Origin of the sequence: Mycobacterium sp. 852002-30065_SCH5024008 (genome assembly GCF_001665645.1) — a bacterium.
GTDB classification, from domain to species: Bacteria; Actinomycetota; Actinomycetes; order Mycobacteriales; family Mycobacteriaceae; genus Mycobacterium; species Mycobacterium paraffinicum.
Genome location: NZ_LZSZ01000087.1, coordinates 36,587 through 51,320 on the forward strand (window position 1 = coordinate 36,587; position 14,734 = coordinate 51,320).

12 protein-coding genes are annotated in these 14,734 nt (G+C 69.1%); 7 read left to right on the forward strand and 5 right to left on the reverse strand.

Going from position 1 to position 14,734, the window contains the following annotated elements; all coding sequences use genetic code 11:
• The first annotated feature begins 4 nt into the window (after positions 1–4).
• Together A5781_RS11420 and mgtA are read left to right on the forward strand one after the other, a co-directional pair.
• The gene (locus A5781_RS11420; RefSeq protein WP_067205196.1) at positions 5–1,003 is read left to right on the forward strand and encodes a magnesium transporter CorA family protein; all 999 of its coding nucleotides are present in this window, start codon (positions 5–7) and stop codon (positions 1,001–1,003) included.
• Positions 1,000–3,624, forward strand: coding sequence for a magnesium-translocating P-type ATPase (gene mgtA / locus A5781_RS11425; protein ID WP_082939303.1), 2,625 nt, complete (start codon positions 1,000–1,002; stop codon positions 3,622–3,624). The genes A5781_RS11420 and mgtA overlap by 4 nt, the downstream gene beginning before the upstream one ends.
• Positions 3,625–3,920: 296 nt before the next feature.
• Here the strand turns inward: mgtA and A5781_RS11430 are convergent, their stop codons facing one another.
• Positions 3,921–4,265 carry a DUF732 domain-containing protein gene (locus A5781_RS11430; protein WP_067205200.1) on the reverse strand — a complete coding sequence of 115 codons (345 nt, stop codon included), beginning with the start codon at positions 4,263–4,265 and terminating at the stop codon, positions 3,921–3,923.
• Positions 4,266–4,429: 164 nt separating this feature from the next.
• Between A5781_RS11430 and A5781_RS11435 the strand changes: the two genes are divergently transcribed.
• Positions 4,430–5,347: a PHB depolymerase family esterase gene (locus tag A5781_RS11435; RefSeq protein ID WP_067205203.1), complete on the forward strand. Its 918-nt coding sequence runs from the start codon at positions 4,430–4,432 to the stop codon at positions 5,345–5,347.
• Between the two features lie 84 nt (positions 5,348–5,431).
• Here the strand turns inward: A5781_RS11435 and nei2 are convergent, their stop codons facing one another.
• The 3 genes from nei2 to A5781_RS11450 are packed head-to-tail and all read right to left on the reverse strand — an operon-like array spanning position 5,432 to position 11,488.
• On the reverse strand, positions 5,432–6,187 hold the full coding sequence (gene nei2, locus A5781_RS11440) for an endonuclease VIII Nei2 (RefSeq protein ID WP_067205206.1): 756 nt from the start codon (positions 6,185–6,187) through the stop codon (positions 5,432–5,434).
• A gap of 13 nt (positions 6,188–6,200) precedes the next feature.
• Positions 6,201–10,778, reverse strand: coding sequence for an ATP-dependent helicase (locus A5781_RS11445; protein WP_067205210.1), 4,578 nt, complete (start codon positions 10,776–10,778; stop codon positions 6,201–6,203).
• Positions 10,779–10,816: 38 nt separating this feature from the next.
• Positions 10,817–11,488, reverse strand: coding sequence for a TetR/AcrR family transcriptional regulator (locus A5781_RS11450; protein ID WP_067205213.1), 672 nt, complete (start codon positions 11,486–11,488; stop codon positions 10,817–10,819).
• A 278-nt stretch (positions 11,489–11,766) separates the two neighbouring features.
• Here A5781_RS11450 and A5781_RS11455 point away from each other — a divergent pair, with 278 nt between their 5' ends.
• From A5781_RS11455 to A5781_RS11470, 4 genes are all read left to right on the forward strand, one after another.
• Entirely contained in the window at positions 11,767–12,150 is a 384-nt protein-coding gene (locus A5781_RS11455) for a hypothetical protein (protein ID WP_067205216.1), read from the forward strand.
• Positions 12,151–12,245: 95 nt separating this feature from the next.
• The gene (gene usfY / locus A5781_RS11460) at positions 12,246–12,557 is read left to right on the forward strand and encodes a protein UsfY (protein WP_067205219.1); all 312 of its coding nucleotides are present in this window, start codon (positions 12,246–12,248) and stop codon (positions 12,555–12,557) included.
• Between the two features lie 390 nt (positions 12,558–12,947).
• A complete protein-coding gene (locus A5781_RS11465) occupies positions 12,948–13,385 on the forward strand; it encodes an ATP-binding protein (RefSeq protein WP_055405180.1) in 438 nt (145 codons plus the stop codon).
• Positions 13,382–14,170: an RNA polymerase sigma factor SigF gene (locus A5781_RS11470; RefSeq protein ID WP_067205222.1), complete on the forward strand. Its 789-nt coding sequence runs from the start codon at positions 13,382–13,384 to the stop codon at positions 14,168–14,170. Before A5781_RS11465 ends, A5781_RS11470 begins: the two co-directional genes overlap by 4 nt.
• Here A5781_RS11470 and A5781_RS11475 read toward each other — a convergent pair.
• Positions 14,141–14,572 carry an STAS domain-containing protein gene (locus tag A5781_RS11475; protein ID WP_067205226.1) on the reverse strand — a complete coding sequence of 144 codons (432 nt, stop codon included), beginning with the start codon at positions 14,570–14,572 and terminating at the stop codon, positions 14,141–14,143. The genes A5781_RS11470 and A5781_RS11475 overlap by 30 nt on opposite strands.
• Positions 14,573–14,734: the final 162 nt, after the last annotated feature.

The following is a 14,734-nucleotide window of genomic DNA, read 5'->3' on the forward strand; positions in this document are numbered from 1 at the left end:
CCTCGTGCAGGTCGCGCCCAACATCCAAGGACGCCTGTGGCGCCACGGTAAGCCGCAGGACGAGTTCGCATTCGACGACATCTCCGAGTACCTTCGCGAACCCGACGCCCTGGTCTGGGTGGATTTGTGCGAGCCGGACCACGACGCGCTGTGCGGCCTGGCAGCCGAACTCGGCCTCAACACGTGGGCCGTCGAGGACGCCGTGGCGGCGGCCGAGCGCGTCAAGGCCACCGCGTACGAAACCCACACGTTCTTCACCGTCTATGCCGTCAACGTCGCGGGCGAAGGCACCGACGAGCCGCGGCGGATGCTGTCCATGCAGCGGATCTCGGCCTTCGTCCTTCCCCGCGGTTTGATCACCGTGCGCCTGGCGCCCGACTTCGACATCGCCGCGGTCACCCGGCGCTGGGAGGAGATCGGCGCCCAGCAGTACGGGGTGGGCTCTCTGGTGCACGGGTTGCTCGACGTGGTGGTGGACAGTCACTTCGCGGCGGTGGAGGCCCTGGACGACTGCATCGAAGATATCGAAGACGAGCTGTTCGACGGCAAGCCGCGCCAGGCGAGCTTTCAGCGCAGGACGTTTCAGATGAGACGCGACCTGGTGGGCCTGCGGCGGGTGGCGCTGCCGATGCGGGAGGTCGTCAACTCGATTCAGCACCACCGCCAGGAGGTGGGCACCGCCCCGGAACTGGACCCGCTGTACGCCGACCTGTACGACCACGTGCTTCGCGTCTCGGAATGGACGGAGTCGTTGCGCGACATGGTCACAACGATTTTCGAAACCAACCTATCCCTGCAAGATGCCCGGCTGAACACGATCATGAAGAAGCTGACCGGATGGGCGGCCATCATCGCCGTCCCCACCGCGATCACGGGCTTTTACGGTCAGAACGTGCCCTACCCGGGCTTCGGCCACCTCGCCGGCTTCCTCGCCAGCACCAGCCTTATCTTCGTCCTGATGGTGGTGATTTACGTGATGTTCAAACGTCGCGACTGGCTATGATCACCGACCCCCGACAGGAGACCGCCGCCTCGACCACGATGCTGGTCGCGGCCGCGCCGGTCGACGAGGTGCTGCGCCGGCTGGACAGCTCGGCGGCCGGGTTGTCCAGCGCGGAGGCCGCCGCCCGGATGACGCGCTACGGACCGAACGCGGTGCGCACCCACCGCGTCAATGTCTTTGCGGTGCTTGGTCGTCAGCTGCGCAACGCGGTGCTCATGCTGCTGGCCGGCACCGCGGTCGTGTCGTACTTCCTGGGCGACAGCATGCAGGCCGTCATCATCGGCATCATCCTGGTGGCCAGCATCGGCCTGGGCTTCATCAACGAATACCGCGCTGAGCGGGCCGCCGCCGACCTGCACGCCAGCGTGCACCACAACGCCGTGGTGCGCCGCGACGGGGAGTTCGTCTCGCTCGCCGTGACCGCGCTCGTCCCGGGTGACGTGATTCGGCTGTCGCTGGGGGAGGCGGTGCCGGCCGATGTCCGGCTGATCGAGGTCAGCGGCCTGGAATGCAACGAAAGCATCCTGACCGGCGAATCGACGGGATCGGAGAAATCGCCGGAACCGGTGCCTGCCGGAACCGACGTGGCTGACGCGACCGACCTGGCCTTCATGGGCACCATCGTCAGTGCCGGCGAGGGCACCGGGGTGGTGTACGCCACCGGAAAGAACGCCGAATTCGGGCGCATCGCATCGGGATTGGACGAACGCCAGCCCGAAACCGGCTTCCAGGTCGGGCTGCGCCGGTTCTCCTACCTGCTGCTGCAAGTCGCCGTCGCGCTGATGGTGATCATCTTGATCAGCAACCTGTTGCTGCAGAAGCCGCTCATCGACTCCGTGCTGTTCTCGCTCGCGATCGCGGTCGGGATCACGCCGCAGTTGCTGCCCGCCGTCGTCAGCACCGGCCTGGCGACCGGGGCACGGCAGCTGGCCAAAGCGAAGGTGCTCGTGAAGCGGCTGGTGTGCATCGAGGACCTCGGCGACATCGACATCCTGATCACCGACAAGACCGGAACATTGACGGAGGGCCGGATCCGGTTGGTCGACTCGGTCGATCCCGCCGGCGCGCACAGCGACCCGGTCCGCCGGCTGGGGCTGCTGGCCACCGATGTGGACCCGGAAACCGGTGGCGCCAGCGCGAATTCGCTCGACGCCGCGCTCTGGGAGTCCCCGCAGGCGCACCAATTGGTGGCCGGTGCCGCGCGCCGGGTTGCGATGCTGCCGTTCGACCATGCACGCCGGGCAACGTCGGCACTGGTCGACGACGACGGAGGCCGGGTGCTGGTGGTCAAGGGGGCGCCCGAGCAGGTCCTGGCCCAGTGCCGAGCGGTCCCGCCGGCGGCGGAGGAGACTCTCGCGGAGTTGTTCGCCGCCGGGCGTCGGGTGGTGGCCGTGGCCACCAAACCGGCGCCCGCGATGACGACGCTCACCCGGGCGGACGAATGCGATCTGTCGCTCGCTGGGTTCCTGGTGTTTGCCGACGAGCCCAAATCGGCTGCGCGGCAATCGCTGTCCGAGCTGGCCGACCTGGGCATCGAGCTGAAGATCGCCACCGGGGACAATCCACAGGTTGCCGAAAAGGTATGCGGCGAAATGGGTTTGGCATCCAAAGGCACCATCACGGGTGCGGAGCTGGACCCGTTGGACGACGACGCGTTCGCCGAGATCGCGCAAAAGCGCACCATCTTCGCGCGCATCTCCCCCGAGCAGAAGGCGCGGCTGATCGTCGCGCTGCGGCGCGAGGGGCGATCCGTCGGCTTCCTGGGCGACGGTGTCAACGACGCGCTGGCCTTGCACGCCGCCGATGTGGGGATCTCGGTCGACAGCGCCACCGACGTGGCCAAGGATGCGGCCGACGTGGTGCTGCTGGAAAAAGACCTCAGTGTGCTGGCGACCGGGGTGGCCGAGGGCCGCCGCATCTTCGCCAACACCATCAAGTACGTGTTGATGGGCACGTCGAGCAATTTCGGGAACATGTTCAGCGCCGCGGCCGCGTCGGCACTGTTGCCGTTCCTGCCGATGCTGCCCAGCCAAATCCTGCTCAACAACCTGCTTTACGACACCTCGCAGCTGGCGATCCCGACCGACCGGGTCGACGCGGCGCAGCTGCACGCGCCGTCGCATTGGAATGTCGCGTTCATCCGCCGCTTCATGCTGATCTTCGGCCCGATCAGTTCGCTGTTCGACTTCCTGACGTTCGGGTTGATGCTGGGCGTGCTGCACGCCGGTGCCATCGAGTTCCGGACGGGCTGGTTCGTGGAATCCCTCGCGACGCAGACGCTGATCATCTTCGTCATTCGCACCCGCATGGTGCCGTTCTTTCGCAGCCGGCCCAGCGCGCTGCTGGCCGTCACCAGCCTCACCGTGGTCGCCGTCGGTGCCGGGCTGACGATTTCACCGCTGGCCCGCACCCTGGGTTTCACGCCGCTGCCGTGGCAGTTCTTCGCCGTGTTGGGCACCTTTGTCGTCTGTTACCTGGTGCTGGTGGAGCTGGGCAAGTTGCTCTTCTACAGCGAGCCGATGCACATCGTCGGGCAGCCGCACCGCACCCGCGGAAGCGCGGATCGCATCCGGCGACGGGCCGCGCGCTACCACTACATCGAGCGGCGGACGCGAAAGTGAGTGTCAGTGCTCGACGGCGATGGCCGGCGGATCCGAAAGGCCTTGCTGGATTCCCCGATCGACCTTGTCCGTCAGGGTCGTGCTGCCCGCCGGAGCCGTCTCCTGGCAACTGCAGCTCAGCGTGCTAAACGGGCTTGGGTCGGCCGTTGCCGATGCTGCCGTCCAACCTGCAGCGCCGAGGATGAGTGCAACGCCGACCAAAAGTTTAGGAATCATTTGGCCTTCGAGTTCTCGAGATAGGTTCAGCCCAATTTTACCGGCGCGCTTGTCACGAGCCTGTCAACTGCCTGTAAATTTCAGGCCTGATTCTTGGGGCAGTACGCCCGGATGCTCACGCCAACGAAGTAGCCGGCGTGGTAGCCATCGAGGTGGCTGTTGGTCATGACGTCGTTGGCAACCTGCTGCGGCGATTCACCGGATTCGAGTTCCTGGCACACCAAATGACCGGACCGGATGGCCGTTTCGGGCGACTCGTAGTTGATGCCCTTGGCCGTCAGCGCCGCGAGGAAAGCGTCGTCGGCCGCGCTGGCGTGGGCAGCCGGGACCGCTCCCAGCGCGCCCAGGAGTCCGGTCGCCGGGACAACCCCGGCAGCCAACAGCAACAGCAGCAGGCTGGGGTTGCGAATCTGGGTCCTCGTCATTTCTGATACTCCCGTGACATCGAAGTGCCGTTGCTCGTTGACCGCGGGGGCTGCCCGAATATTATTCGCACGTTGCGGCGTCGCACGGTGCAGGATCACTGATATTGCGATCATCGCCACACCCAGGTTTGCTCCGGCATCGGCTCCGTCGGTGTATTGACGATATGCCGTACGCGCGTTGGTTGTCAGTGGCCGTTGTAGCGGTGTGCTTGGTGGGATGTGGTGTGCGGCATGTTTCGGCGGCCACCGCTCGGGATGCCTCCGGGACGTTCCGTTCCGGCGGCATGGATCGAACTTACCTGCTGCACGTGCCGCCGGGTAGCCCAGTCGGTCTGGTGCTGAGCCTGCACGGCGGCGGTGGTACCGGGAACGGTCAGCGGGGGCTGACCGGCTTCGATGCCGTGGCCGACGCCCACAACCTGCTCGTGGTCTATCCCGACGGTTACGACAAGAGCTGGGCCGACGGGCGGGGGGCGTCGCCGGCGGATCGCCGGCACATCGACGACGTCGGCTTCCTGACGGGCCTGGTGAACAAGGTGCAAAACGATTACGGCATCGCCCCCGGGCACGTTTTCGTCACCGGGATGTCGAACGGGGGCTTCATGTCCAACCGGCTGGCGTGTGACCGCGCCGACGTGTTCGCCGCGGTCGCGCCCGTGGCGGGCACCTTGGGCGTCGGGGTGGCGTGCAATCCGTCGCGGCCGGTATCGGTCTGGGAGGCCCACGGCACCGCCGATCCGCTGGTGCCGTTCAACGGTGGGGCTGTGCGCGGCCGAGGCGGGCTGAGCCACTCCATCTCCGCTACCACCATGGTGAACAAGTGGCGTTCGGCCGATGGATGCCAGGGCGACCCCTCGGTGCAGGCGCTGCCCAACGTCGGGGACGGCACCGTCGTACATCGCTTCGACTCCACGGCGTGTGCGGCGTCCACCGAGGTGACCTTCTACCAGATCGACAGCGGCGGGCACACCTGGCCGGGCGGCAGGCAATACCTGCCCAAGGCGATCATCGGGCCCACCACCCGCGCGCTCGACGGGTCGGAGGCGATCGCGGAGTTCTTCCTGGCGCACGCCCGGGACTAGTGGCGATCGCAAGCGCGGCGTAGCCGGGCGCTGCGGGTCGTCGCCGCAGGGCTAGTGGCGATCGCAAGCGCGGCGCTAGGCGCGTCAGCGCTGGCAGGACGGGCACCAGTACGTGACCCGTTCCCCGGAGTCGTCGTAGTTGATGGGGGTACCGCAGCGACGGCAACCCTGCCCGGCGCGCCCGTAGACCCACAGCTGCCGCCCGGCCCGGGCATCGCCGGTGGTGCAGCGGTTCCAGCGGGAGCGGTTCAGCCACAACATGTCTCGGGCACGGGCGACCAGCCGGCGCGGGTCGGCGACCGCGCTCACCGGCGCGGTGGGCAGGTGTCCGCTGACGAAACACAGCTCGTTGCAGTAGACATTGCCGATGCCCGCCAGCACCCGCTGGTCGAGCAGCGCCTGGGCGAGCGGCCGGTCCGGTTGGGCCGCCAGGTTGGCGGCGGCGATGGTGGCGTCCCAGTCCTCGCCCAGCAGATCGGGCCCCAGGTGAGCGACGGCGTCCCCGTCGCGGTCGCGCTCCAGGATCTCCAGGACGCCGAGGTCCACGCCGACGGCGCGGACGGCGCCGGCTTCCAGGACGATCCGTGCCCGGTGGTCGACCCGCACCGGCCGGTCGCCGACCCGCCAGCTGCCGTCCATCTTCAGGTGTGAGTGGATGCTCGCCCGGCCCACTCGGATGAAGAGGTGCTTGCCCCGGCTGATCACCTCGTCGACCGTCTGCCCGGTGAGGTCGACAGTCGCGTACCGGGGGACGCGGACGTCGCAGCGCGTCAGGGTGCACCCGACCAGCTGCTCGCGCAGGACGGCCGCGGTGTGCCAGACGGTGTCTCCTTCGGGCATCGCTATCGGGGCCTTACCGGAGCCGTAGTCCGCGCGGTGTGCGGGCAAACCCCGCTTCCTGCAAGCCGTCCGCCACCCGGCCGGGCCCGTTTTGGGGCTGCAGCGCCGGTGCGCCGTCGATGCGTTCGACCAGGATCGATGCGACGCGCCGGGAGGCGACCAGCTCGGCCAGCGCCGCGGCCGCCGCGTGGTGGGCCGCCGGGTCGTCGGTGAAGGTGAGCAGTGATCGCCCGCCGCGCTCCAGGAACCAGGCGAGGTGGCCGTCGACCAGCACGACGAGCGCGCCGGCCTTGCGGCCCGGCCGCGCGCCCTCCGCGCCGGACGCCGGCCACGGCAGCGCGGCGCCGTAGGGATTGGCCGGGTCGGCGGCGGCCAGCACGACCGCCCGGTATTCCGGCCGCTCGGGGTCGATCCCGTCGCTGTAGCTGCGCAGCCGGTCGACGGTCGAGGCGACGGCGAACTGGGCGCCGCCCAGCGACTCGACGAAATAGCCGCGCTGGCACCGGCCGGCTTCCTCGAAGGTGCTCAGCACCTTGTAGAGCGTGGCGAACCCGCCGGTGATGCCCTCGGCCGCGACCGCGCCCCGGGTCAGCACGCCGTGGCGGCCCAGCAGCAACTCCGCCTGGTAGTGGGCGCGCACCGTGGAATCGGGCTCGGGTGGCGGCAGGGCCGACCACCGGCCCGCCACCGTCGGGTCGGTGGGGCGGGACTGCGCGTGCGCCACGCTGTATCGGCTCAGGCGCGGCGGCCGATGTGACCGGTGCGCCGGGGCCGAGCGTTTGCGGTTGCCCACGCCGCCGAGCATCGCGCGCACCGGCGCGAAGGTATCACCGGTGACCCACCCGGCCCAGATCAGCTCCCACAGCGCGGCTTTGAGTTCGGCATCGGGGATGCCGCTCCGGGCCAGCTGACGGAAGAAGTACGCGCCGCCGCCGGCCAGCGTGTCCAGGATCGCGCGGTGGGGTTTGGTGAAGTCGATTTCGGCGGGCCCGGCCAGCGTCAAGGGCGCGGAGTCGCCCACGTGCAATGCGACCCAGCCGTCACTGGCCGAGATCGACCCGGCGCCCGACCAGGTTACCTCCCCGGTGGCGAGCAGCTCGTCGAGCATGGCGGGGGAGTAGTCCCGGACCCGCGGGCCCAGCACCAGGGGTTCGATCGCGGACGCCGGCATCCGGACCCCGGCCAGCTGGTCGACCACGGACATCAGGCCGTCCAGCCCCGATTGGCCCGACGAACCGGGGGAGGCCACCCGATGCCAGGCCGGCAGGAACCTTCCGTACGCGGCGGTACTCACCGGTTCGACCTGCGCGCGCAGCGCGGCCAGCGAACGCCGCCGCAACACGCGCAGCACTTCGGCGTCGCACCACTGCTCGCCTCCGGGCGCCGCGGATGTTTCCGTGGCGGCGACGAAGTCACCGCGCACCAGCCGGCCGTCGGCGGCCAGCCGGCCCAGCACGTCGGCCGTCACCCGCAGCCCCAGCCCGAACCGGGCGGCGGCTGCGGCGGTGGTGAACGGGGTGTGGGTGCGCGCGTAGCGGCCCAGCAGCTCGCCCAGCGGGTCGGCCACCGCCTCGGTGAAGGCGGCCGGCACGCCCAGCGGAACCGGCGCACCGACGCCGTCGCGCAGGCGGCCGATGTCCTCGATGGCCACCCACCAGCTGCAACCGGCGAACGACACGGGCAGCGCCCGCCGCGCCGCGAGCAGGCCTTCGAGCCAGCCACCCACCTCGGCGCCGCCGGCCCGGGCGGCGACCTCGTCCTCGGTCATCGGCCCCAGCAGCCGCAGCAGGTCCGCGACGCCTTCGGCGCCGCGCGCAGCCCGGTCGGCCGACAGGTGCTGCAACTGGCGGCCGGTGGCGGCGATGACGTCCGGGTCGAGCAGCTCGCGCAGCTCGACCCGGCCGAGCAGCTCGGCCAGCAGCGTGCTGTCCAGCGACAGCGCCGCGGCCCGGCGCTCGGCCAGCGGGGTGTCGCCCTCGTACATGAAGGCGCCGACGTAGCCGAACAGCAGGGACGCCGCGAACGGGGACGGCCGCGCCGTCTCCGTTTCGAGCACCCGCACCTTGCGCTGGGCGATGCCGGCCATCAGGGCGACCAGGGCGGGCACGTCGTACACGTCCTGCAGGCATTCGCGGATGGTTTCCAGCACGACCGGGAAGTCGGGGTATTTGCGGGCCACGTCCAGCAGCTGGGCGGCCCGCTGGCGCTGGTGCCACAGCGGCGACCGCTTACCCGGGTGCCGGCGGGGCAGCAGCAGCGCGCGGGCCGCGCACTCCCGGAACCGCGACGCGAACAGCGCCGAACCGCCCACCTCATCGGTGACGATCGGATCGATCTCGTCGGCGTCGAAGACGAACAACTCGGCGCCGGGTGGGGTCTCGCCGGTGTCGGACAGCGTGTCCGGCAGCCGCACCACGATGCCGTCGTCGGAGGCGGTCGGCTTCTCGTCGAGGCCGTAGCGTTCGCGCAGCCGCCGGCCCACCGCCAGCGCCAGCGGCCCGTTCACCCGCAGCCCGTACGGCGAGTGCAGGATCACCCGCCAGTCGCCCAGTTCGTCGCGGAACCGCTCGACCAGCAGGGTGGTGTCGGTGGGGACCACGCCGGCGGCGGTCCGCTGCTCGTCCAGCAGCGCCCACAGGTTGTCGGTGGCGTAGGCGTCGAAGCCCAGGCCCGCGCACCGGGCGTCGAAGGCGGCACGGTCGAGTCCGGCCAGCTCGCCGGTGAACGCGCCCAGCGCGGCGCCCAGCTCGGCGGGCCGGCCCGCGTCGTCGCCGCGCCAGAAGGGCAGCCGGGCCGGCTGGCCGGGCGCGGGGATCACCAAAACGCGGTCGTGGGTGATCTCGGTGATTCGCCAGCTGGTGGCGCCCAGCGAGATGACGTCACCGGGCCGGGACTCGTACACCATTTCCTCGTCCAGTTCGCCCACGCGCGACGGCTTTTCCGACTCGCTGGCGAGGTAGACGGTGAACATGCCGCGGTCCGGGATGGCGCCGCCGGAGGTGACGGCCAGCCGCTGCGCGCCGGGCCGCGCCGTCAGCGTGCCGGTGTCGCGGTCGTAGACCAGGCGGGGACGCAACTCGGCAAACTCGGTCGAGGGGTACTTGCCCGACAGCAGGTCGAGGGTGGCCTCGTACACGCTGCGCGGCAGCGTAGCGAAGGGGGCGCTGCGGCGCACCGTGTCGAACCACCGATCGGCGTCTAGCGGCTCCAGCGCGGCGGCCGCCACCGTCTGTTGCGCCAGGATGTCCAGCGGGTTGGCGGGCACCCGCATCGTCTCGATCTCGCCGGCGAGCATCCGCTGCACGGTGACGGCACAGCCGATCAGGTCGGTGCGGTGCTTCGGGAACAGCACGCCCTGGGACACCTCGCCGACCTGGTGGCCGGCCCGCCCGATGCGTTGCAGGCCGCTGGCCACCGACGGGGGGGCCTCCACCTGGATCACCAGGTCGACCGCGCCCATGTCGATGCCGAGTTCCAGGCTCGACGTCGCCACCACCGCCTTGAGCAGCCCACGCTTGAGGTCCTCCTCGACCAGGGCGCGCTGCTCCTTGCTGACCGAGCCGTGGTGGGCGCGCGCCAACAGCGGCTCGGCGCCGTAGGTCTGGCCGCTGCCCATGATGTGCGCGGGCGCCCCGCCCGCCACCTTCGGGTTGGTCTCGCCCGACAGCCCCACACCACAGCGTTCGGCGTGGATCTCGTTGAGCCGTGCGGTGAGCCGCTCGGCCAGCCGCCGCGAGTTGGCGAACACGATGGTCGAGTTGTGCGCCTCGATCAGGTCGACCAGCCGCTCCTCGACGTCGGGCCAGATGCTGTTGTTGGCGAGGTTGGCCATGTCTGGCACCGGCACCTGCACCGCCAGCTCGACGGTCTTGGCCGCCCGTGGCGCCACGATGGTGGTCGGTTGCTGCCCGGACAGGAACCGGGCGAGCTCTTCGGGTGGACGCACCGTCGCCGACAACCCGATGCGCTGTGCGGGCGGCCCCTCCCGCAGCTCTTGTGACAAGTCCTGGAGCCGCTCCAGTGACAGCGCCAGGTGCGCGCCGCGCTTGCCGGCGGCGATGGCGTGGATCTCGTCGACGATCACCGTCCGCACGCCGGCGAGCGTTTCGCGCGCGGCCGAGGTGAGCATCAGGAACAGCGACTCCGGCGTGGTGATCAGCACGTCGGGTGGGCGGGCGATGAGCTGTCGGCGTTCGGCGGGCGGGGTGTCGCCGGAGCGGACGCCGACGCTGATGTCGGGCGGGGGGAGCCCGTGGCGCTCGGCGATGCGGGTGAGGCCCGCCAGCGGGGTGCGCAGGTTGCGCTCGACGTCGACCGCCAGCGCCTTGAGCGGGGACACGTAGAGCACGCGCGTGCCGGCCTGCCGTTCGGCCGAGCCGTCGACACCGGCGGGGTTGGCGAGGGAATCCAGGGCCCACAGGAACGCCGCGAGGGTCTTGCCGGATCCGGTCGGCGCGACCACCAGTGTGTTGTCGCCGTCGGCGATGGCGTCCCAGGCTTCGGCCTGCGCGGTGGTGGGCCCGGCGAATGTGCTGGTGAACCATTCGCGCGTGGTCGCGCTGAACCGGCCTAACGGGTCGCGGGTGGTCACCTCCCCATGGTGCCAAGGCGTACCGACAAGAGTGCGGGCTAGCGCGGCTGGATTCGGGCCGTCGCCATCGCGTGGGACAGCTCTGGGGGTATGTCCGGCACCCGGGCGATGGCGTCGAACAGTGAGTGCGCGCAAGCGTCGGCGAGGCGCTCGGCGTCGATCGTGGGATCGATGATGCGCTGGCGGCACAGTTCGAAGGTGAACGCCAGCCAGCCGTGACAGATCACCCGGAGGTCGCGCTCGACGTCCCCTTCCAGCTTCGCCCCGGAGATGGTGGCCACCAGGTCGTGGATGCGGTTCATGATGTGTTCGAGCTGGCGATTCTTGGCTTCGTCGTCGACGCCCAGCAGAACCGGATCGGACCGGCCCAGCCCGACGTAGGCGGCCCAGGCGGCCTCCGGATTCTGTTCGTGGTAGGCCATGTACGCCATGACCCCGGCCCGCACCTCTTCGTACATGGTGAGTCCGGTGGCGTCGTCCATGTTGGTGGTCTCGTACAGCCGGTCCGCCTCGTCCTTGACCACCGCGGCGAAGAAGGCGCGCTTGTCGGGGAAGTAGTGATACATCAGCGCCCGGGACACTCCGGCGCGCTCGGCGATCTCGTCGATCCGCACCTCGTCGTAGGGTCGCTTTCCGAAGACTTCGGCCCCCAAAGCGAGCAGCTCAGCGCGTCGATCCTCGGGGGATAACCGCCTTCGGCCTGTCGGCATGTGAGAGATAGTACTCACCGGTCCTGAGTCACCGACCACATTGTGTCTTTCCCGGCTCCACGCCCCGGGCCAGCGGTAATCCATCCGGATAATTGACGGTGCGGGCTATTCGCGCGCCGATGGGAATTTCGCCGGCAATACCCAGGACTGAGCCGTTTTGCCGGGTTTGCCGATGGGTATTTGTCCCCATGCGATTTCCGCTTGTCATCGCGCGGTAACCATTGCGGCGCAGCAAACGATGAACAAAACATTGATTACGCGGGATATGAGGGGCACGGATGCACAAGGCGGATGAGCGATCGGGTGGTGATCGCTTGGGGCAGGAAGACGGCGAGGTGCGTGCCGCCATCCGGTTCGCAGCAGTGGCCGCGGCCGTGGCGGTCGGCTTCCTGGTCATGGCCGCGCTGTGGGTGAGCACCTGTCCCGGCACCGGTGCGGACACCGCGGCGTGCGGCGCGCCCCAGCGGACATTGCTGGCGCTGGGCGGACCGCTGATCCTGCTGGCGGCCGGCCTCTGGGCATTCTGGCGCACCTATCAGGTATGGAAGACGCAGGGCACCTGGTGGGGATGGCACGGCGCAGGCTGGTTTCTGTTCACGCTGATGGTGCTGATGGTCGCCATGGGCGTGGCGCCGATCGCCGGCCCGGCGCTGGTCCTCTGACTAGGGTCTCGCCAATGCCTCCCGGGGGATCTACCGTTGATGGTGCAACCCGTATTGAGCTGCGAATGGTTTACCAATCTCCACTAGGAGCAGCCATGGGAGACACATTTCACGACCCAGTCGACCATCTCAGGACAACGCGGCCACTTGCCGGGGAGTCGCTGATCGACGTACTGCACTGGCCCGGCTACCTGTTGGTGGTAGCGGGTGTGATCGGAGGATCCGGAAGCCTGTCGGCTTTCGGCAGCGGGCATCAGCACGAGGGCATGACCGCGGGCGTGGTGGCGATCATCGCCACGGTCCTCGGGTTGGTGTGGGTGGCGATCGAGCACCGGCGGATCCGCCGGATCGCGGATCGCTGGTACGCCGAGCACCCCGAGGTACACAGGCAGTGGCCCGCCAGCTAGGAGCGCTTGCGCCGCGGCGTCGCTGAGCGCCGAACCCCTTTTTGTCGGGAAGTAAACGCGCGGGGGGTTACCCGCCTCGTCGAGTGGGTATCACGTGTGCACCATGATGAGTGCTGGAAGGGTTGCGTCAGCGTGGTCACCCCATGGGGGGCAGGAACACGAAGACACCGACATAGATGCTTACAGCGAGAACTACCAATACGACCAGCGCGATCCCGGCGATCATCGCCACGCGCTCGAGCCGCCGTGTCCGAACCGTTTCGGTGGTTTCCGGCCTGTCCACATCGGGCCGCACACCCGGCGGAAACCATGACTAATCGGCTCGAACGCACGGTCCACGGCGGGCTGCGGGGCGGTAGTAGTGTCAGTCAAACATTGCCGGGAGACCAGATGAACGATGCGGGATTGCGCACTAACAAACGTCAGCGTGGCCATCGCGCCGTCGAATTGCACGTCGCCGCACGTCTGGAGAACTTGGCGATGCTGCGGACGCTTGTCGGTGCGATCGGCACCTTCGAGGACCTGGACTTCGACGCCGTCGCGGATCTGCGCCTTGCGGTCGACGAAGTGTGCACCCGGCTGATCCGCTGCGCGACGCCCGACGCGACCCTCGTCGTGGTGGTGGACCCGCAGGACGACCAGTTGGTGGTGGAGGCGTCGGCGGCGTGTGACACCCATGACGTGGTCGCTCCCGGCAGCTTCAGCTGGCACGTGCTGACGTCCTTGGCCGATGACGTCCAGACTTTCCACGATGGTCGCGAGCCCAACCAAACCGGCAGCGTTTTCGGTATCACGCTGACGGCGCGACGGGCGGCCTCCAGCAGGTGACCCCACCAGCTGCCGGCGGTTCGGTCTCGCGCCCGAACGAGTACGCCGATGTCCCGGAGATGTTCCGAGAGTTGGCCACTATCGACGCCGGCTCGATGGAATTCCAGCGTCAACGGGACAAGATCGTCGAGCGCTGCCTGCCCCTGGCCGATCACATCGCCCGCCGGTTCGAGGGCCGCGGCGAGCCCCGCGACGACCTCGTCCAGGTGGCGCGCGTGGGGCTGGTCAACGCGGTGGTGCGGTTCGACGTCGAGGCCGGCTCTGACTTCGTGTCCTTCGCGGTGCCCACGATCATGGGCGAGGTCCGCAGGCATTTTCGCGACAACAGCTGGTCGGTCAAGGTACCGCGGCGCCTGAAGGAACTGCACCTGCGCCTCGGCACCGCCACCGCCGATCTGTCGCAACGGCTCGGCCGGGCGCCCACCGCGACCGAACTGGCCGCCGAACTCGACATGGACCGCGAGGAGGTCGTCGAGGGCCTGGTGGCGGGCAGCTCGTACAACACTTTGTCCATCGACAGCGGCGGCGGCAGCGAGGAGGACGAAGCCCGCGCGATCGCCGACACCCTGGGCGACGTGGATACCGGTCTGGACCGGATCGAGGATCAGGAGTCGCTGCGCCCACTGCTGGAGGCCCTGCCCGAGCGGGAGCGGACGGTGTTGGTGCTCAGGTTCTTCGAGTCGATGACGCAGACCCAGATCGCCGAGCGGGTCGGCATCTCGCAGATGCACGTGTCCCGGCTGCTGGCGAAGTCGCTAACGCGGCTGCGCGACCAACTGCAGTAGGGACGGCGGCTGTTCGCCCTCCGCTCGCAGCGGCTCCAGAAGTGGCTCGGCCATCGGTGTCGTCACCGGGAGGGTGCCGTCGGGGTCGCAGATGCGCAGCAACCGCGCCACCGCCGGGCTCGGTGCCATCGCCCAATGGGCCTGGGCGCCCGAGCAGACGACGTTGATGCGGTGTAGCGCCGAAAAGCCGGCCGTGCCAATGAACTTCAGGCCGCGCAGGTCCAGGATCACGCGCCGGGAACGAGCGACGACGTGTCGGACGTACGCCGCGAGCTGGTCGGCGTTGGCGGCGTCGAGCTCACCGTCCACCGTGACCAGAGTCCCCGACGGCCCCCAGCGCGCCGTGAACTGCGCCGCGCGACTGTGCTGCCAAGATTGGGCCACAGACATTACTGACTCCATCCGTAGAGCAGTTGTGCTGCGGAAAACGTCAGGCGTGGATTGAAGCGGAAAACAGGGAGTTCGCCCTCCCCGCGCCAAATTGACGTGATCCGGACGGCTGTGAACTCAACCTGACCCGAACGCTACCCGCGCCAGACCTGGTCGACAACTGTTTCCCAGGAA

Coding starts and splice junctions, on each gene's coding strand:
- mgtA (WP_082939303.1), top strand. CDS start 1,000: ATGATCACCGACCCCCGACAGGAGACCGCCGCCTCGACCACGATGCTG.
- A5781_RS11430 (WP_067205200.1), bottom strand. CDS start 4,265: ATGACGAGGACCCAGATTCGCAACCCCAGCCTGCTGCTGTTGCTGTTG.
- A5781_RS11435 (WP_067205203.1), top strand. CDS start 4,430: ATGCCGTACGCGCGTTGGTTGTCAGTGGCCGTTGTAGCGGTGTGCTTG.
- nei2 (WP_067205206.1), bottom strand. CDS start 6,187: ATGCCCGAAGGAGACACCGTCTGGCACACCGCGGCCGTCCTGCGCGAG.
- A5781_RS11450 (WP_067205213.1), bottom strand. CDS start 11,488: ATGCCGACAGGCCGAAGGCGGTTATCCCCCGAGGATCGACGCGCTGAG.
- A5781_RS11455 (WP_067205216.1), top strand. CDS start 11,767: ATGCACAAGGCGGATGAGCGATCGGGTGGTGATCGCTTGGGGCAGGAA.
- usfY (WP_067205219.1), top strand. CDS start 12,246: ATGGGAGACACATTTCACGACCCAGTCGACCATCTCAGGACAACGCGG.
- A5781_RS11465 (WP_055405180.1), top strand. CDS start 12,948: ATGAACGATGCGGGATTGCGCACTAACAAACGTCAGCGTGGCCATCGC.
- A5781_RS11475 (WP_067205226.1), bottom strand. CDS start 14,572: ATGGAGTCAGTAATGTCTGTGGCCCAATCTTGGCAGCACAGTCGCGCG.